Genomic DNA, 16,328 nt, shown 5'->3' on the forward strand with positions numbered 1-16,328 from the left:
AGGTGCGGCGTGGCGCACGGGGGTGGGGCGGGTCGCCCTGAGCCTGTCAGAGGGCGCGCGGCCCGGGGCTCGGCGCCCCGGCAGCGGCGTTAAATTCGGTCGCGGGTGGTCTGGCGGTGCGTCTGGGTGTGCAGCGACGCAAAAAACGCACGCGCATCGTCGCGGTCCTTGGCAATGCCCCGGGTGAGGGCGTCCAGACCGTCGTACTTCAGCTCGTCGTGCAGTTTGTGCAGCAGTTCCACGCGGATGATTTTACCGTAGGCCTCTCCGCCGGGCAGGCTGGCGGCCATGTTGGCCGGCCAGTCCAGGCAATGGGTTTCCAGCAGCACGCGCCCGCCGTTCACGTCGTCGGGGTCCAGCGAAGGGCGCACGCCGAGGTTGGCCACGCCCGCCAGGGGCTGGCCTTGGGGCGTGAGTCCGTGCACGTGCACGGCAAAAATGCCGCTCGCGGCCGGCTTCCAGTGGGCAAAGCGCAGGTTGAGCGTGCGAAAGCCGTCGCCAGCCCCGGGGCGGCTTTCGGCCAGCTGGCGCCCGAGCTTGCGGCCGTGCACCACGTGCCCGCTCACCGCGTAGGGGCGGCCCAGCAGGGTGGCCACGCGGTCCATGTCGCCCGCGGCCAGCGCATCGCGCACGGCGGAGCTGGACACCCGGATGCCGTGAACTTCGTAACTCTGCATGCGCGCGACGTCAAAACCCAGCTGGGCACCCGCGGCGTCCAGCATGGCGTAATCCCCCGCGCGCTGGGCGCCGAAGCGGAAGTCGTCACCGACCAGCACATAACGCACGCCCAGGCCAGCGACCAGCATGTCCTTGATGAAGGCATGGGGCGGCTGCCCGGCCAGGCGCGCGTTGAAGGGCAGGACCACGCACTGGTCCACACCGCAGCGTTCCAGTTCTTCGAGCTTGTCGCGCAGCGTGGCGATACGGGCCGGGGCCAGGTCGGGCTTGTGGTGCAGGGCGGCAAAGTAGTCGCGCGGGTGGGGTTCGAAGGTCATCACGCAGCTGGGCACATCGCGGTGCCGGGCTTCGTTGTTCAGCAGCGCCAGCATGGCCTGGTGGCCCCGGTGCACGCCATCGAAGTTACCGATGGTGAGCGCGCAGCCGGATGGCGACGCGCTGGTGGCGCCGTGCTGCAGGTTCCAGAGTCCTCGGATGATTTTCATGGGCAATGCCCGCCCCATCCGGGGTGTTGGGCGCGGTTCAGGATGTTTGTCACAGAAGCGCTGTATATTGACACATGACAGGCGGTCCCTCTGGAGCGTGAGGGGCCGTGCTGAAGACAGATTGTCCGGTTGTTTGTCAACATGGAGGTGGGTCTTGAAGGTTCTGAAGCTGTCTGCGCAGGGGCTGCCACAGTCCTGGATCAGCCTGGAAGAAGCCGTGCTGCATTACGCTGCGGATGAGGTGCGCTGGGAAATGGGCGCCGAAGTTGCGGTGTTCCATGGCGGTCACAACGCCATCACCGGACGGCAGTCAATCATCACCATCAACTCCATCATCGGCACCCAGGGCGTGCCGCGCATCAACCCTTTCGACCTGCGGCCCACGCTCACCAACAGCAAACTCTTTGCCCGCGACCGTTGCCTGTGTGGCTATTGCGGCGGGCATTTCCACGAAGAAGAGCTGACGCGCGAGCACATCATGCCGCTGGGGCAGAATGGCCGTGACACCTGGATGAACGTGGTGACGGCCTGCCGCTCGTGCAACCACCGCAAGGGCAACCGGACGCCCGAGCAGGCCCACATGCCCCTGATCTACACGCCTTACGTGCCCAGCCTGTGGGAAGACTTCATCTTGCGCAACCGCCGCATACTGGCGGACCAGATGGAGTTCCTGATGTCCCACCTTCCCAAGAGCTCCCGGCTACACGCCTGAGCGTTCTCGTATTTCACTCCAACTACAATTTAAGGTGCAACTTTTTGTTGCTCATGCGCGTTATTGAACGCTTTATTGGTAGTTTTCAAGGGAGTGAATGATGAAAAGCTTTAATCAAGCAGGTGTTTCTTTGTCTGGTCGCTGGAGCCGGTGGAGCGTGTGTTCTGTGCTCATAGCGGTTGTAGCGGGATGCGGTGGAGGATCTGATCCACTTGGAGTTGCAGATGGTGGCGGGAGTGGCGGTGACTCGTCTTCAAGTGTGAGCGAGCAGCGCTTATTAGAGGCCTATGACAAGGTCTCATGTGGAATGAAAATCGAGGATGTGGAGAATCTCACCGGAGCAAAAGCATCCCCAAATGGCGACACATGGTCTTGGTATGAGTCGTTTTTTGAAGACAAGGCAGAACTCAGGGTTTATGCTGGAACCGCAAGTACTACTTCATATGGGTTTCCAGCAGATGGCATCGCTAGAGCCCATAGTGCGTACTATTCATACGAATCTCGCGGCTACTTTGTGAATCGTGATTTGTGCTCATCTAAGTAATTGCCTCTGAAGAATCCTCCGGCCAGCATGAACACTGGCATCTGAGGCGATTTTGGAGGTCACAAGGGGAGGACTCAGGCAAACACCCCCGCCGTGTCCTCCATCCGCGCCGACACCTCCCCCAGGTGGTGCAGCGTGTCGCCAAAGGTCAACTCCAGCTGGGTCAGCTTCTTGAAATAGTGGCTGCCGATGTACTCGGCGGTCACGCCGATGCCGCCGTGCAGCTGCACCGACTGCTGGCCTACGAAGCGCATCGATTGGCCCAGTTGCACCTTGGCCCGCGCCATCGCGCGGCGGCGCTCGGTCGCCGGGGCGTTCAGCTTCAGGCAGGCGTAGAAGCTCATGGAGCGGGCCAGTTCCAGCTGCATCTTCATGTCGGCCACGCGGTGGCGCAGGGCCTGGAAGCTCGCGATCGCCACGCCGAACTGCTTGCGCGTGTTCATGTAGTCCACCGTCAGCGCCACGGTCTTGTCCATCACGCCCACGGCTTCGGCGCAGGCCGCGGCGATGCCGATGTCCACCGCATGTTCCAGCGCGGTCAGGCCGTCGGTGGTGATCAGGCTGGCGGGTGCATTCTGCAGCGTCAATTCGGCGGCACGGCCGCCGTCCTGCGTGCCGTAGCCCTGGGTGCTCACACCGCTGGCGCTGCGCTCCACCAGGAACAAGGCGAACTGTCCGTTGGCCACCGCGGGCACGATGAAGGCGTCGGCCTGGTCACCGGCGGGCACCACGCTCTTGGCGCCGCTCACCGTCCAGCCACTGCCGGCCGGGGTGGCGGTGGTATTGCAGGCATCCAGCCGGTAGCGCGCACCGCGTTCCTGCTGCGCCAGCACCACCAGTGCCTCGCCCGAGGCGATCTTCGGCAGCCAGGCGGCCTTGACGTCCGCGCCGGCGTAGCCACCGATCACGCCGCCCGCGGTCAGCGTCTGGGCCAGCGGCTCCAGCACGATGCCGCGGCCCAGCTCTTCCATCACCACCATGCCCTCGACCGGGCCCATGCCCAGGCCGCCATCGGCTTCGCTGATGTACAGGCCCGCCAGGCCGAGATCGGCCAGCTCGTTGTAAGCACCGCGGTCAAAACCGCCGGCCTTGACGATGGCGCGGCGGCGTTCGAAGTCGTAGCCCTTGTCCACCCATTTGCGCACGGCGTCGCGCAGATGTTCCTGATCGTCGGAAAAATCGAAGTCCATGTTGTGTCTCCTTAGCCGAGGACCGTCTGGGCCACGATGTTGCGTTGCACTTCGTTGCTGCCACCGTAGATGGTGGTCTTGCGCAGGTTGAAGTAGGTGGATGCGAGCGGCGCGTTGCCCACCTCGCCACCCGGGAAGTCGCCCTGCCAGCCGGCTTCCATGGCTTCTTCGATGAAGGGCGTGGCAAACGGGCCGGCGGCCAGCATCATGAGTTCGGCGTAACGTTGCTGGATTTCGCTGCCCTTGATCTTGAGCAGGCCGGCGATGTCGAGCGAGTTCTTGCCCGATTTCTCGGCGCTCAGCACGCGCAGCACCAGCATCTCCAGCGCCACCACGTCCACCTCCAGCAGGGCGATCTGGTCGCGGAAGCGGCTGTCGTCCCACACGCCTTCGGTTTTGGCGATGCGCTTCAGGCGCTCCAGCTCGCGCTTGGCGCGGTTCACGTCGGCGATGTTGGTGCGCTCGTGGCTCAGCAGGTGCTTTGCGTAGGTCCAGCCCTTGTTCTCTTCACCGATCAGGTTCTCGGCCGGCACCTTCACGTTGTCGAAGAAGACCTCGTTGACTTCGCACTCGCCGTCGAGCAGCTTGATCGGGCGCACGCTCACCCCCGGCGACTTCATGTCGATCAGCAGGAAGCTGATGCCGGTCTGCGGCTTGCCCTCGGTGCTGGTGCGCACCAGGCAGAAGATCCATTCGCCGTACTGGCCCAGCGTGGTCCAGGTTTTCTGGCCGTTGACGAGGAAGTGGTCGCCCTGGCGCTCGGCGCGGCATTTGACCGAGGCCAGGTCGGAGCCCGAGCCCGGCTCGCTGTAGCCCTGGCTCCACCACACGTCGCCGCTGGCGATGCCGGGCAGGAAACGTTCCTGCTGCTCCTTGTTGCCGAAGGCCATGATGACCGGGGCCACCATCACCGGGCCGAAGGGCACGATGCGCGGCGCACCGGCCAGTGCGCATTCTTCTTCAAACAGGTGTTTCTGCACCGCGGTCCAGCCCGGGCCGCCGAACTGCTGGGGCCAGCCGTAGCCCAGCCAGCCCTTTTTGCCGAGTATCTTCGCCCAGCGCTGCATGTCGTCGCGGCTCAGGCGCAGGGCGTTGTGGACCTTGTGGGCGATGTCGGCGGGCAAATTGTCCTTGACCCAGGCGCGAACTTCTTCGCGGAACGCCTGCTCTTGCGGCGTGAATGCCAAATCCATGCTTGTCTCCTGGTGGATGGCAAGTCCCAGATAGCAGGGCCTCGCTCAACGCCGCACAGTTTGGCACGACCGTTCGTTTTACCCCTGTCCGGGCTGCGACAAGCCCAGTTGCTCGTGCAGGTTTTGCAGCTGGGCCCGCAGAGATTCCACTGTCTCCTCCAGGCTGGCCAGTCGACGGGTGAGTGCGATCACTTCGTCTTCGGTGGCACCGCTACCGCTGTGGCTGGCGGGTGCACTCAGCGCGTACATGTCCACCGGACCGCAAAGCAGGTGGGCCCAGCGCTGTTCCCGGGCACCCGGCGCGCGCGGCAGCTTCACCACCAGCGCACCGCCCTTTTCAGGCGAACGGTCCTGCAGCTCTTCGAGGAACGCGTCCACCGAGGCGATGTCGAGGAACTTGTACCAGCGCTCGGTGTTCAGGCGCAGCTCGCCCGCGGTCTGAGGCCCGCGCAGCACCAACATGCCCAGCAGCACGGCGGACTGTTCGGGCACGCCCACGGCGCGCTGGAAGTTGTGTTCGTAGCGCGTGACGCGGCCACCGCTGGTCTCCACCACCATGTGCAGCTGACGCAAGCCGTCGATGGCTTCGGCGATTTCGCCCTCGGTCAGCGAGAGCACCGGTTCCCGGCTCGACTTCTGGTTGCAGCCGCTCTGCAGGCTGTTGAGTGTCAGCGGGTAGCTGTCGGGCACGGTGCGCGCCTTTTCCATCAAGGTTCCCAGGACACGGGCCTCGGTGATGGACAGGGGGCGCTGGTCAAAGCGGTGCACGCGGGGACCGGCGGGAGAGGTTGGGTGTTCCAGGGTCATTACACTTCTTGGCCATGTCAGCCGTTCATAAAAACATCGTTATTCTGATCTCAGGCAGCGGCTCGAACATGGCCGCCATCGTCAAGGCCGCCGAGCGGCGTCATTGGGGTGCTCGGTACGGCGCCCGTGTGGCGGCCGTCATCAGCAACAAGGCCGACGCCGCAGGTCTTGAATTCGCACGCAAACACCAGATCGCCACCGCCGTGTTCGATCACAAGGCCTTCGCGTCGCGCGAAGCCTTCGATGCCGCGCTCATGACCGAAATCGACCACCACGATCCAGCGCTGGTGGTGCTGGCCGGCTTCATGCGCATCCTCACGCCCGGCTTTGTGGCGCACTACGAAGGCGGGCTGGTGAACATCCACCCCAGCCTGCTGCCCGCGTTCACAGGGCTGAACACCCACCAGCGCGCCATCGACATGGGCTGCAAGTTCGCCGGCGCCACCGTGCACCGCGTGACCGCTGAGCTCGACCACGGCGACATCCTGGATCAGGCCGTGGTGCCCGTGCTGCCGGGCGACACCGCGCAAGCGCTCGCCGAGCGTGTGCTGACGCAGGAACACATCATGTACCCGCGCGCAGTGGAGCAGCTGCTCGCCGCCGGCTGATCAGACGCCTTTTGCGAATACCAGGCCCGCGTGTTCCCGCATGGCGTGGAACTTGATCTTCGGCCAGTTGGCCTCGACCGCGCGCAGCGTGGCCGCGTGGTCCACCAGCAGCGTGGGCGCGTCCACGGCGTCCAGCGCCACGCGGTGGCTGTTGGCGTCGATGAACTTCTTGAGCTCGATTTCGCCACCGTCCTCTGGCGCACAGGTGACCCAGCGTGCCACCTGGTAAGGGCTGCCCATGATGCGGGCCTTGACGCCGTATTCGTGTTCCAGCCGGTGCGCCACCACTTCAAACTGCAGCTGGCCCACGGCGCCCAGCAACAGCACCGAGCCCGCCACCGGGCGGAACACCTGGATCGCACCTTCTTCACCGAGCTGGGTGAGGCCGGCGCGCAGCTGCTTGCTGCGCAGCGGATCGGCCACTTCCACGCTGCGGATGATTTCCGGCGCGAAGAAGGGCAGGCCGGTGAACTGGAGGCTTTCGCCTTCGGTCAGCGTGTCGCCGAGCTGCAGCACACCGTGGTTCGGGATGCCGATGATGTCGCCGGCAAACGCCTCGTCCAGCAGCTCGCGCCGCTGCGACAGGAAGCTCACCACGGTGTTGGGCCGCAGGTCCTTGCCGCTGCGCACCACCCTGAGCTTCATGCCGCGCTCGAAATGACCGCTGGCCACGCGCACGAAGGCGATGCGGTCGCGGTGCGCCGGGTCCATGTTGGCCTGGATCTTGAACACCACGCCGGTGAATTTGGCTTCTTCGGGGTGCACCACGCGCTGGATGGCGGGGCGGTCTCCCGGGGGGGGCGCCAGGTCCACCAGCGCGTCCAGCACTTCGCGCACGCCGAAGTTGTTGACGGCGGAGCCGAACAACATGGGCGTCTGTTTGCCGGCGAGGAATTGCGCTTCGTCGAACGCGGGCGAAGCGCCTTCGACCAGTTCCAGTTCGCCTTTGGCCTGTTCGAACTCCGCGCCAAAGCGCTTCAGGCTCTCGGGGTTGTCGAGGCCAGCGAGCACGTCTTCATCGCCGCCGCGGCGGTCCTCGCCCGCAGCGAACACGCGCATCTGGTCGGTGCGGCGGTCGTACACGCCGCGGAAGGTTTTGCCCATGCCCACGGGCCAGGTGAACGGCACGACCGTCATGCCCAGCTCGCGCTCGATCTCGTCCATCAGGTCCAGCGGCGCCTGCACCTCGCGGTCCATCTTGTTGACGAAGGTGAGGATGGGCGTGTTGCGCGCGCGGCAGACCTGCAGCAGGCGCCGCGTCTGAGGTTCCACGCCGTTGCCCGCGTCGATCACCATCAGCGCGGCATCCACGGCGGTCAGCACACGGTAGGTGTCTTCGCTGAAGTCCTGGTGACCGGGCGTGTCGAGCAGGTTGATCACGCAGTCGCGGTATTCCATCTGCATCACGGAGGAGGCCACCGAAATGCCGCGCTGCTTCTCGATCTCCATCCAGTCGCTGGTGGCGTGGCGCGCGGCCTTGCGTGCCTTCACGCTGCCGGCGATGTTGATGGCGCCCGAGAACAGCAGCAGCTTCTCGGTCAGGGTCGTTTTACCCGCGTCGGGGTGGGAGATGATGGCGAAGGTACGGCGACGCTTCACCTGTTGGGCAATTTCGGACATAGCCCATGATTATCGCGGGTGGGACAATAGGACGATGCACCCCAAAGCCCTCCTGGACGAATGTTCCGCCCTGATCGAACAGGTTTTCAAATTTGACCACCCCACCGACGCCGTGGTCGCGCGCCATTTTCGCGAGAACCGGTCGCTCGGGCCCCGCGAGCGCGCCACGTTGTCGGACACGGTTTACGCCATCCTGCGCGAGCGCCTGAAGTTCGAATGGCTGGCCCGCTCGGGCACAGGTTCCAAGTGGCGGCGCCTGGCGATCCTGGGCTTCCCGGGTGATCGCGACTTCCTCAAGAGTGCGTTGACCGAGGTTGAAAAGACCTGGTGGGACCACTGTCTGGCGGTGAAAGATGCCGACCTCATGGCGCAGCACCGCCACAACCTGCCCGACTGGCTGGCCACAGCGCTGGGTGAACAGGTGGGCGACGAGTTCGACGCGCTGGTGGCGAGCCTGAACCAGCCCGCGCCGCTGGACCTGCGCGTCAATGTGCTGAAGAAAAAGCGCGAAGCGGTGTTGGCCGAGTTGCGCCAGGCGGGGTTGGCATGTGAGTCCACCCCATATTCCCCGTTGGGCATCCGCCTGCAGGGCAAACCTTCTCTGGCCAAACTGCCGGCCTTTGTGCAGGGCGACGTGGAGGTGCAGGATGAAGGTTCGCAACTGCTGGCCCTGCTGCTGGATGCCAAACGGGGCGAAATGGTGGTGGACTTCTGTGCCGGCGCTGGCGGCAAGACGCTGGCCATCGGCGCGGCCATGCGCAACAGCGGGCGGCTCTACGCCTTCGACACCTCCGGGCACCGCCTCGATGCGCTCAAGCCGCGGCTGGCGCGCAGCGGTTTGTCGAATGTGCACCCGGTGGCGATTGCGCACGAACGCGACGACCGCATCAAACGCCTGGCCGGCAAGATCGATCGCGTGCTGGTGGATGCGCCCTGTTCCGGGCTGGGCACGCTGCGCCGCAGCCCCGACCTGAAGTGGCGCCAGACGCCGCAGACCGTGGCGGCCCAGGCTGAACTCCAGCAGGCCATTCTGAACAGCGCGGCCCGATTGCTCAAGCCGGGCGGGCGGCTGGTGTACGCCACCTGCAGCCTGCTGCCGGCAGAGAACGAAGCGGTTGCCGCGGCCTTTTCAGAGGCCCACCAGGACTTTGAGCCCGTGCCGGTGGCAGGCCTGCTGGCCCTGGCTCAGGTGCCGCAGGCAGACAGCCTGTGCCAGGGCGAGGATGGTCAATGGCTCCGTTTGTGGCCACATCGGCATGCAACGGATGGCTTTTTTGCTGCCGTCTGGCGGAAAAAGTCCTGAAAGAGCGGCAAATGAGCTATTTCGCCTGAACAGTTTCCCCACGGGGAGCTGCCCGGCGATTGTTGATTGACACCCCCGGCTTTAAAATGGCACGTTGCTTCGCCCCTGTCCTGAACGGGAGCGTTTGGCAGCCTGACGCCTTCGTGGGCGGTTGAATAGGACCTTGATGATTGCTTCTGATTTCGAGTTTTTTGCCAGTTTGTGGGATGGCCTGATCCAGTTCCTGGCCCATGGTCTGACCGGTGCGGCCTGGTGGCAGGTGCTGCTGGTCGCTTTGGTGTTCACCCACATCACCATCGCCAGCGTCACGATCTACCTGCACCGCCACTCGGCGCACCGTTCGCTGGACCTGCACCCCATTCCCTCGCACTTTTTCCGCTTCTGGCTCTGGATGACCACCGGCATGGTGACCAAGGAGTGGACGGCGATCCACCGCAAGCACCACGCCAAGTGCGAGCGCGAAGGTGACCCGCACAGTCCGGTGGTTTTTGGCATCAAGAAAGTGTTCTTTGAGGGCAGTGAGCTCTACCGCGCCGAAGCCAAGAACCAGGAAACGCTGGACCGCTATGGTCACAACACGCCCGACGACTGGGTGGAACGGCACTTCTACACCGGTCGCTCACGCCTGGGTGTGGGCCTCATGCTGATCATCAACGTCGCACTGTTTGGTGTGCTGGGGGTGTCGGTCTGGGCGCTGCAGATGATGTGGATCCCGATCACGGCAGCCGGCATCATCAACGGCATCGGCCACTGGTGGGGTTACCGCAACTTCGAGGCGGCCGACGCCAGCACCAACGTGTCCCCGTGGGGCATCCTCATCGGTGGCGAGGAACTGCACAACAACCACCACACCTACCCGACGTCGGCCAAGCTGTCAGTCAAACCCTACGAGTTCGACATCGGCTGGATGTACATCACCATGCTGAGGTCGGTGGGTCTGGCCACCGTGAAGAAGCTGCCACCCAAGATGGCGTTTGGCGACGTGAAGCCGGTGGCCGACGAAAAAACGCTGGAGGCGATCATCGCCAACCGCTATGAAGTGATGGCGGGTTACGCGCGCGAGATGCGTGCCGCCTGCCAGCGTGAAGTCGAAGGCCTGAAGGCCCGCAGCGCGGACGCGTCCGTGCTGGATGCGGCCCGCCGCTGGCTGCACCGCGATGACGACAAGGTGCCTGCCGACGTCAAGCCGCAACTGGCCCAGGCCCGTGCCGAACACCCGGTGCTCGACAAGATGGTCACGATGCGCGAAGAACTGCGCGCCCTGTGGTCCAGCACGAACGCCACGCGCGATCAGCTGTCGGCCGACCTGCAGGCCTGGTGCCGGCGCGCCGAAGAAAGCGGCATTGCTGCGTTGCGCGACTTCTCGATTCGCCTGCGCTCCGCGCACGCTTGAGCTTGTCCATCCCCCGCCGCGCTGCGCGCGACCCCCTCAAGGGGGCAGCGCTGGCGGCCCGGCGGAGCCGGTTCCGCGGCGTTCCGGGTTAAGGCACTCGCTCCGGATAGATGGTTTTCTCTTCGTCTGGGCAACAAAAAAGCCGCTGTTTTCACAGCGGCTTTTTTGTTGGGGGTATCCGGCTGAATTACTTCAGCTTGATTTCCTTGTAGTCCACGTGCTTGCGAGCTTTGGGATCAAATTTCTTGATCAGCATCTTCTCGGGCGTGGTCTTCTTGTTCTTGGTCGTGGTGTAGAAGTGGCCGGTACCCGCAGTGGATTCCAGCTTGATCTTTTCGCGTCCGCCTTTGGTTGCCATGTTGGTGCTCCTTAAGCTTGGCCGCGTGCGCGCAGGTCTGCGAGCACGGCGTCGATACCGTTCTTGTCGATCAGGCGCAGGGCAGCACCCGACACGCGCAGGCGAATCCAGCGGTTTTCGCTTTCGACCCAGAAACGGCGGTATTGCAGGTTCGGCAGGAACCGGCGCTTGGTTTTGTTGTTGGCGTGGGAAACATTGTTCCCGACCATGGGCTTCTTGCCCGTGACGTCGCAGACGCGTGCCATGAGGACACTCCGATACTTTTATACAGCCGGTCACGCAGGACGCTGGAGACGGTATTCCCGTTCCGCATCTGGCAACCCAGCCTCACCTCGCCAGAAAAGGGTGGCGGTAACCCAAGTTTGTAGCGCACGACCAAAACCGGCCATTCGCAGCAAAGCCTTGAATTATAGCGCGGGCAGGTTGGTCTGGCCAGCGCCGCCCGGCGGGGTGCCCTCAGGCCTCGTTCTGCTCCAGAAAACGCTGGGCGTCGAGTGCCGCCATGCAGCCGGTGCCGGCGCTGGTGATGGCCTGGCGGTACACATGGTCCTGTACGTCGCCGGCCGCAAACACGCCAGGCACGCTGGTCATGGTGGCCATGCCCTTGAGCCCGGATTGCGTGACGATGTAGCCGTCTTTCATCTCCAGTTGGCCTTTGAAGATGTCGGTGTTGGGGCTGTGGCCGATGGCGATGAAGCAGCCGGTGAGCTTGAGGTCTTCGGTCTCGCCGGTTTTCACGCTTTTCAGCCGCACGCCGGTCACGCCGCTCTGGTCGCCCAACACCTCGTCGAGCGTGAAATGGGTCTTGAGCTCGATCTTGCCCGCGGCGACTTTCTCCATCAGCTTGTCGACCAGGATGGGTTCGGCCTTGAACGTATCGCGACGGTGCACCAGACTGACTTTGCGGGCGATATTGGACAGATACAGGGCTTCTTCGACGGCCGTGTTGCCGCCGCCCACCACCGCCACGTCCTGCTCGCGGTAGAAAAAGCCGTCGCAGGTGGCGCAACCGCTCACGCCCTTGCCCATGAAGGCTTCTTCAGAGGGCAAGCCCAGGTACTTGGCCGAGGCACCGGTGGCGATGATCAGGGCATCACAACTGTATTCACCACTGTCACCCTTGAGCACAAAAGGACGTTTGGAAAAGTCGACTGCGTTGATGTGGTCGAAAACGATCTCGGTCTTGAAGCGTTCAGCGTGTGCCTGGAAGCGCTGCATCAGTTCCGGGCCCTGCACGCCATCCACGTCGGCCGGCCAGTTGTCCACGTCGGTGGTGGTCATGAGCTGGCCACCCTGGGCGATGCCGGTGATCAGCACCGGGTTCAGGTTCGCACGTGCCGCATACACTGCAGCCGTGTAGCCCGCGGGGCCGGAACCTAGAATAAGAACTTTGGTGTGCTTCATGGTGCAAATCCCCATCAAAGAGTGGGGGTGTGTGGTTTAGAGTTGAGATTCATTGCGACGCGTTTGGGGCCTTGGCGTCTTTCGCCATGCGGGCGTCCGGTCTTTCGAAGCATTGTAGGGAAGAGCGCTGCATCCGCAGTCTGACCAGAGGTATATACGCATGTCCATCCTGTCCAATCTGGATTTGATTCGCCGGGTCCCGCTGTTTTCCACGCTGACGCAGGCGCAGGCCGAGTCTGTTGCAGATGCGGTCATCAAACGGCGTTTCAAGCGCGGCGAGTGCATCGTTGAACAGGGCAAGAAGTCCAATTTTCTGGCCATCGTGCTGACGGGGCGCGCTCGTGTGGTCACCACCGATGTGCGTGGCCGGGAAGTCATCCTGGCCACCATGAACCCGGGCGACTATGTGGGCGAGATGAGCCTGATCGACAACCAGCCGCATTCGGCCACGGTCCGTGCCGAGGTGCAGACCGATGTGTTGATTCTGGGGCGGCCGGAGTTCGCCCGTTGCCTGCCCGAAAACACCTCCATGGCCTATGCGGTGATGAAAGGATTGGTGCAGCGCCTGCGTTATGCCGACCGCAAGATCGAGTCCCTGGCGTTGATGGATGTTTACGGCCGCGTGGCCCGGGCCTTGCTGGAGTTCGCGCGACCCGACAAGGACGGGCAACTGGTGATTCGGGAACGGGTGTCCCGCCAGGATGTGGCCAAGATGATCGGTGCATCGCGAGAAATGGTCAGCCGGGTCATGAAAGACCTGGAAGACCGGGGGTTCATCGAGGTGGGCGAAGACGGCACCACCGTGGTCAAGGAACGGCTCAACACGCTGGGCTGAAGCCCCTGCGTGGGCTGCGCTGGTCGCGACCCGGATTCTCCCGGCCAATCGCTGCACCTGTTACCGGTTTACCGGCTCCTGGCCCGGGTGGGCTTGGGGTAAGCTTGTTGCCGAACCGCAGCAAGGACCATGACTTATTCACTCAATACACTGAATGCCGACCGGGCTCAAGCCACGCCTGGAGGTATGGCCCGTTTCACCCAGGAGATTGGGCTGGTGGTAGGTGCTGCAGTCCTGGCCTTCTGGCTCCTCGCGTTGCTCAGCCATTCGCTGGCTGATCCGGCCTGGAGCACGACCGGGTCTCGGGCCGAAGTGGGCAACTGGGGCGGCCATCTGGGCGCGCTGCTGGCCGATGCGAGCTACTACCTGTTGGGCTGGTCGGTCTGGTGGTGTTTTTTCGCCGGTTTGCGGGCCTGGCTGTCGGCGTTGGCCGGGCGGTTGCGTGGCCAGCAACCCCAGGCCGTCTCGCGGGATGCGCATGGGGCTGTGCACTGGTGGCAAACCCCTTGGGCGCGTCGTCTGGCCTATGTGCTGGCGTTGCTGGTGTTGCTGAGCGCGAGTGGGGTGCTGGAATGGAGTCGCCTGTATCGGCTGGAGCCGCATCTGCCGGGAACCGTGGGGGGCGTGCTGGGTCATGCGCTCGGACCCGTTGCGGTGCGCTGGCTGGGTTTCACCGGCTCGGCGCTGGCCATGCTGGCTTTGCTCGTGATCTGCCTGCCCAGGGTGTTCCGGTTTTCCTGGGGGCAATGGGCCGAGCACCTGGGCGCCTGGCTGGACAACTGGTTCGAATCGCGCCGCGAAAAACGCGAGGCGGTCGAAGACCAGCGCATCGGGGAGATGGCTGCGCGAGCGCGCGAAGAAGTGGTCAAGGTCGAGCGCGTCGAGAGCGAAGAGCACCACCCCACCCCGGTCCTGATCGAGCCCACACTGGTGGATGTGCCCAAGAGCGAGCGTGTGGCCAAGGAACGCCAGAAGCCCTTGTTCGTCGAGATGCCCGACAGCAAGCTGCCGCAGGTGGATCTGCTGGACAGTGCGCCATTGCACCAGGCGGGAGTGGACAGCCAGACGCTGGAGATGACCAGCCGCCTGATCGAGAAGAAGCTCAAGGACTTTGGCGTCGACGTGCGCGTGGTGGCCGCAGCACCCGGTCCGGTGATCACCCGTTACGAAATCGAGCCGGCCACGGGGGTCAAGGGCTCGCAGATCGTGAACCTGGGGCGCGATCTGGCGCGCTCCTTGTCCCTGGTGTCGATCCGTGTGATCGAGACCATTCCGGGCAAGAACCTGATGGCGCTGGAACTGCCCAACGCCAAGCGGCAGATGATCAAGCTGAGCGAGATCCTGGGCTCGCCGGTCTACAACGACGCCAAGTCGCTGCTCACCATGGGCCTGGGCAAGGACATCGGTGGCCAGCCCATCGTGGCCGACCTGGCCAAGATGCCGCACTGCCTGGTCGCCGGCACCACCGGTTCGGGCAAGTCGGTCGGCATCAACGCCATGATCCTGTCGCTGCTTTACAAGGCCGATGCCAAGGACGTGCGCCTCTTGCTGATCGACCCCAAGATGCTGGAGATGAGTGTCTACGAAGGCATTCCGCATTTGCTCGCCCCCGTGGTCACCGACATGAAGCACGCCGCCAACGGACTGAACTGGTGCGTGGCCGAGATGGAGAAGCGCTACAAGCTCATGAGCAAGCTCGGCGTGCGCAACCTTGCGGGCTACAACGTGAAGATCGACGAGGCCAAGGAGCGTGGTGAAATCATCGGCAACCCGTTCAGCCTCACCCCCGAACAGCCGGAACCGCTCGAACGCCTGCCCTACATCGTGGTGGTGATCGACGAGCTGGCCGACCTGATGATGGTGGTGGGCAAGAAGATCGAAGAACTGATCGCCCGCCTGGCGCAGAAGGCGCGCGCCGCCGGCATCCACCTGATCCTGGCCACGCAGCGCCCCAGCGTGGACGTGATCACCGGCCTGATCAAGGCCAACATTCCCACCCGCCTGTCGTTCCAGGTCAGCAGCAAGATCGACAGCCGCACCATCCTCGACCAGATGGGCGCCGAAAGCCTGCTGGGCATGGGCGACATGCTCTACATGCCTTCCGGCACCGGCTTCCCTGTTCGGGTGCACGGCGCGTTTGTGAGCGACGAAGAGGTGCACCGCGTGGTGGCCTATCTGAAGCAGCAGGGTGGTGAACCCAACTACATCGACGGCGTGCTGGAGAGTCCGGCGAGCGATGGTGAGGGGGGTGACATGTTCGGTGAGGGCGGTGGCGACGGCAACGAAAAAGACGCCCTGTACGACCAGGCGGTGGAGATCGTGCTCAAGGACCGCAAGGCCAGCATCTCCTATGTGCAGCGCAAGCTGAAGATCGGCTACAACCGCGCCGCGCGTCTGCTGGAAGACATGGAAAAAGCGGGCATGGTCAGTGCACTGACCTCCAGCGGTCAACGCGATATTCTGGTGCCTTCGCGCGGTGAATGATGTTCGGGCCTGAACCTTGTGGCCGCGGCCGGGTCCCAATCCACATGATCAAAAAATTGTTTACCACGGTGACCACGGTCACTGCCCTGACATTCACAACCTTGCCCGCACAGGCCGACGGCCTGAAAGACCTAGAAACCTTCCTGAGCGAGGTGGGCAGTGCGCAGGCCGGCTTCACCCAGGTGGTGACCTCGCCGGTGCGCAACGGTGAAACCGTGGCGCGCCGCAAGACGTCGAGCGGGCGCTTTGAATTCCTGCGGCCCAACCGTTTCCGCTTCGAGTACACAAAGCCTTTCGAACAGACCATCGTGGCCGATGGCCAGACGCTGTGGCTGTACGACGTGGACCTGAACCAGGTGACGGCGCGCAAGCAGCAGGAGGTGCTCGGCAGCACCCCCGCGGCCCTGATCGCGGCGGGCACCGATCTGCGTGCCCTGTCCGAAGTGTTTGAGCTCAAGGCGGCGCCCGCCGCGGAGGGCCTGGAATGGCTGGAGGCCCGCCCGCGCAACAAGGACGGACAGTTGCAGAGCGTGCGCGTCGGCTTCCGGCAGGGCCAGCTCGCCGCGCTGGAGATCGCCGACAGCCTGGGCCAGCGCTCGGTGCTGACCTTCAACCAGTGGCAGGACAACGCGCCGATGAAGGCGGAGCGGTTTCGCTTTCAGCCGCCTGTCGGCGCCGATGTGATCCGGCCCTGAGCGTGCACACCGCCTTGAA

Annotated in this window: 16 protein-coding genes; 8 read left to right on the top strand and 8 right to left on the bottom strand. The window is 64.0% G+C overall.

The features are described 5' to 3' along the window. Positions 1-89: 89 nt before the first annotated feature. Positions 90-1,163 (bottom strand): bifunctional riboflavin kinase/FAD synthetase, encoded by a 1,074-nt coding sequence (locus AC0GNO_RS08290; protein WP_472890100.1) that lies wholly within the window; start codon positions 1,161-1,163, stop codon positions 90-92. A 154-nt stretch (positions 1,164-1,317) separates the two neighbouring features. Here AC0GNO_RS08290 and AC0GNO_RS08295 point away from each other — a divergent pair, with 154 nt between their 5' ends. Both AC0GNO_RS08295 and AC0GNO_RS08300 read left to right on the top strand, forming a co-directional pair. Then, on the top strand, positions 1,318-1,875 hold the full coding sequence (locus AC0GNO_RS08295; RefSeq protein ID WP_472903672.1) for an HNH endonuclease: 558 nt from the start codon (positions 1,318-1,320) through the stop codon (positions 1,873-1,875). 100 nt (positions 1,876-1,975) lie between these two features. Further along, on the top strand, positions 1,976-2,419 hold the full coding sequence (locus tag AC0GNO_RS08300) for a hypothetical protein (protein ID WP_472903673.1): 444 nt from the start codon (positions 1,976-1,978) through the stop codon (positions 2,417-2,419). Positions 2,420-2,493: 74 nt separating this feature from the next. Here AC0GNO_RS08300 and AC0GNO_RS08305 read toward each other — a convergent pair whose 3' ends face one another. From AC0GNO_RS08305 to AC0GNO_RS08315, 3 genes are all read right to left on the bottom strand, one after another. Then, on the bottom strand, positions 2,494-3,609 hold the full coding sequence (locus AC0GNO_RS08305; RefSeq protein WP_472903674.1) for an acyl-CoA dehydrogenase family protein: 1,116 nt from the start codon (positions 3,607-3,609) through the stop codon (positions 2,494-2,496). Positions 3,610-3,620: 11 nt separating this feature from the next. Further along, positions 3,621-4,802 (bottom strand): acyl-CoA dehydrogenase family protein, encoded by a 1,182-nt coding sequence (locus AC0GNO_RS08310; RefSeq protein WP_472903675.1) that lies wholly within the window; start codon positions 4,800-4,802, stop codon positions 3,621-3,623. Between the two features lie 78 nt (positions 4,803-4,880). Beyond that, complete coding sequence (locus AC0GNO_RS08315) at positions 4,881-5,609, bottom strand: YceH family protein (protein ID WP_472903676.1); 729 nt, start codon at positions 5,607-5,609, stop codon at positions 4,881-4,883. Between the two features lie 14 nt (positions 5,610-5,623). On the opposite strand from AC0GNO_RS08315, the gene purN reads away from it, so the two are divergent. After that, positions 5,624-6,217, top strand: a complete 594-nt coding sequence (purN, locus tag AC0GNO_RS08320) for a phosphoribosylglycinamide formyltransferase (RefSeq protein ID WP_472903677.1) — start codon at positions 5,624-5,626, stop codon at positions 6,215-6,217. On the opposite strand, the gene AC0GNO_RS08325 is transcribed toward purN, so the two are convergent. After that, the gene (locus AC0GNO_RS08325) at positions 6,218-7,837 is read right to left on the bottom strand and encodes a peptide chain release factor 3 (protein ID WP_472890106.1); all 1,620 of its coding nucleotides are present in this window, start codon (positions 7,835-7,837) and stop codon (positions 6,218-6,220) included. Positions 7,838-7,871: 34 nt separating this feature from the next. Between AC0GNO_RS08325 and AC0GNO_RS08330 the strand changes: the two genes are divergently transcribed. After that, the gene (locus AC0GNO_RS08330; protein ID WP_472903678.1) at positions 7,872-9,140 is read left to right on the top strand and encodes an RsmB/NOP family class I SAM-dependent RNA methyltransferase; all 1,269 of its coding nucleotides are present in this window, start codon (positions 7,872-7,874) and stop codon (positions 9,138-9,140) included. Positions 9,141-9,306: 166 nt separating this feature from the next. Then, a complete protein-coding gene (locus tag AC0GNO_RS08335) occupies positions 9,307-10,533 on the top strand; it encodes a DesA family fatty acid desaturase (RefSeq protein WP_472903679.1) in 1,227 nt (408 codons plus the stop codon). Between the two features lie 187 nt (positions 10,534-10,720). Here the strand turns inward: AC0GNO_RS08335 and rpmG are convergent, their stop codons facing one another. The 3 genes from rpmG to trxB all read right to left on the bottom strand — a co-directional run bounded on the left by rpmG (position 10,721) and on the right by trxB (position 12,295). After that, the gene (gene rpmG, locus AC0GNO_RS08340; RefSeq protein WP_068173845.1) at positions 10,721-10,891 is read right to left on the bottom strand and encodes a 50S ribosomal protein L33; all 171 of its coding nucleotides are present in this window, start codon (positions 10,889-10,891) and stop codon (positions 10,721-10,723) included. Between the two features lie 11 nt (positions 10,892-10,902). Further along, positions 10,903-11,136 (bottom strand): 50S ribosomal protein L28, encoded by a 234-nt coding sequence (rpmB, locus tag AC0GNO_RS08345; RefSeq protein WP_177136162.1) that lies wholly within the window; start codon positions 11,134-11,136, stop codon positions 10,903-10,905. A 211-nt stretch (positions 11,137-11,347) separates the two neighbouring features. Continuing rightward, the gene (gene trxB, locus AC0GNO_RS08350) at positions 11,348-12,295 is read right to left on the bottom strand and encodes a thioredoxin-disulfide reductase (RefSeq protein WP_472890109.1); all 948 of its coding nucleotides are present in this window, start codon (positions 12,293-12,295) and stop codon (positions 11,348-11,350) included. A gap of 160 nt (positions 12,296-12,455) precedes the next feature. Between trxB and AC0GNO_RS08355 the strand changes: the two genes are divergently transcribed. From AC0GNO_RS08355 to lolA, 3 genes are all read left to right on the top strand, one after another. Then, positions 12,456-13,130: a Crp/Fnr family transcriptional regulator gene (locus AC0GNO_RS08355; RefSeq protein WP_305361967.1), complete on the top strand. Its 675-nt coding sequence runs from the start codon at positions 12,456-12,458 to the stop codon at positions 13,128-13,130. Positions 13,131-13,259: 129 nt separating this feature from the next. Further along, entirely contained in the window at positions 13,260-15,614 is a 2,355-nt protein-coding gene (locus AC0GNO_RS08360; RefSeq protein ID WP_472903680.1) for a DNA translocase FtsK, read from the top strand. A gap of 47 nt (positions 15,615-15,661) precedes the next feature. Beyond that, the gene (lolA, locus tag AC0GNO_RS08365) at positions 15,662-16,309 is read left to right on the top strand and encodes an outer membrane lipoprotein periplasmic chaperone LolA (protein ID WP_472903718.1); all 648 of its coding nucleotides are present in this window, start codon (positions 15,662-15,664) and stop codon (positions 16,307-16,309) included. The last annotated feature ends 19 nt before the right edge of the window (positions 16,310-16,328 follow it).

This window comes from Hydrogenophaga sp. L310 (assembly GCF_055703065.1).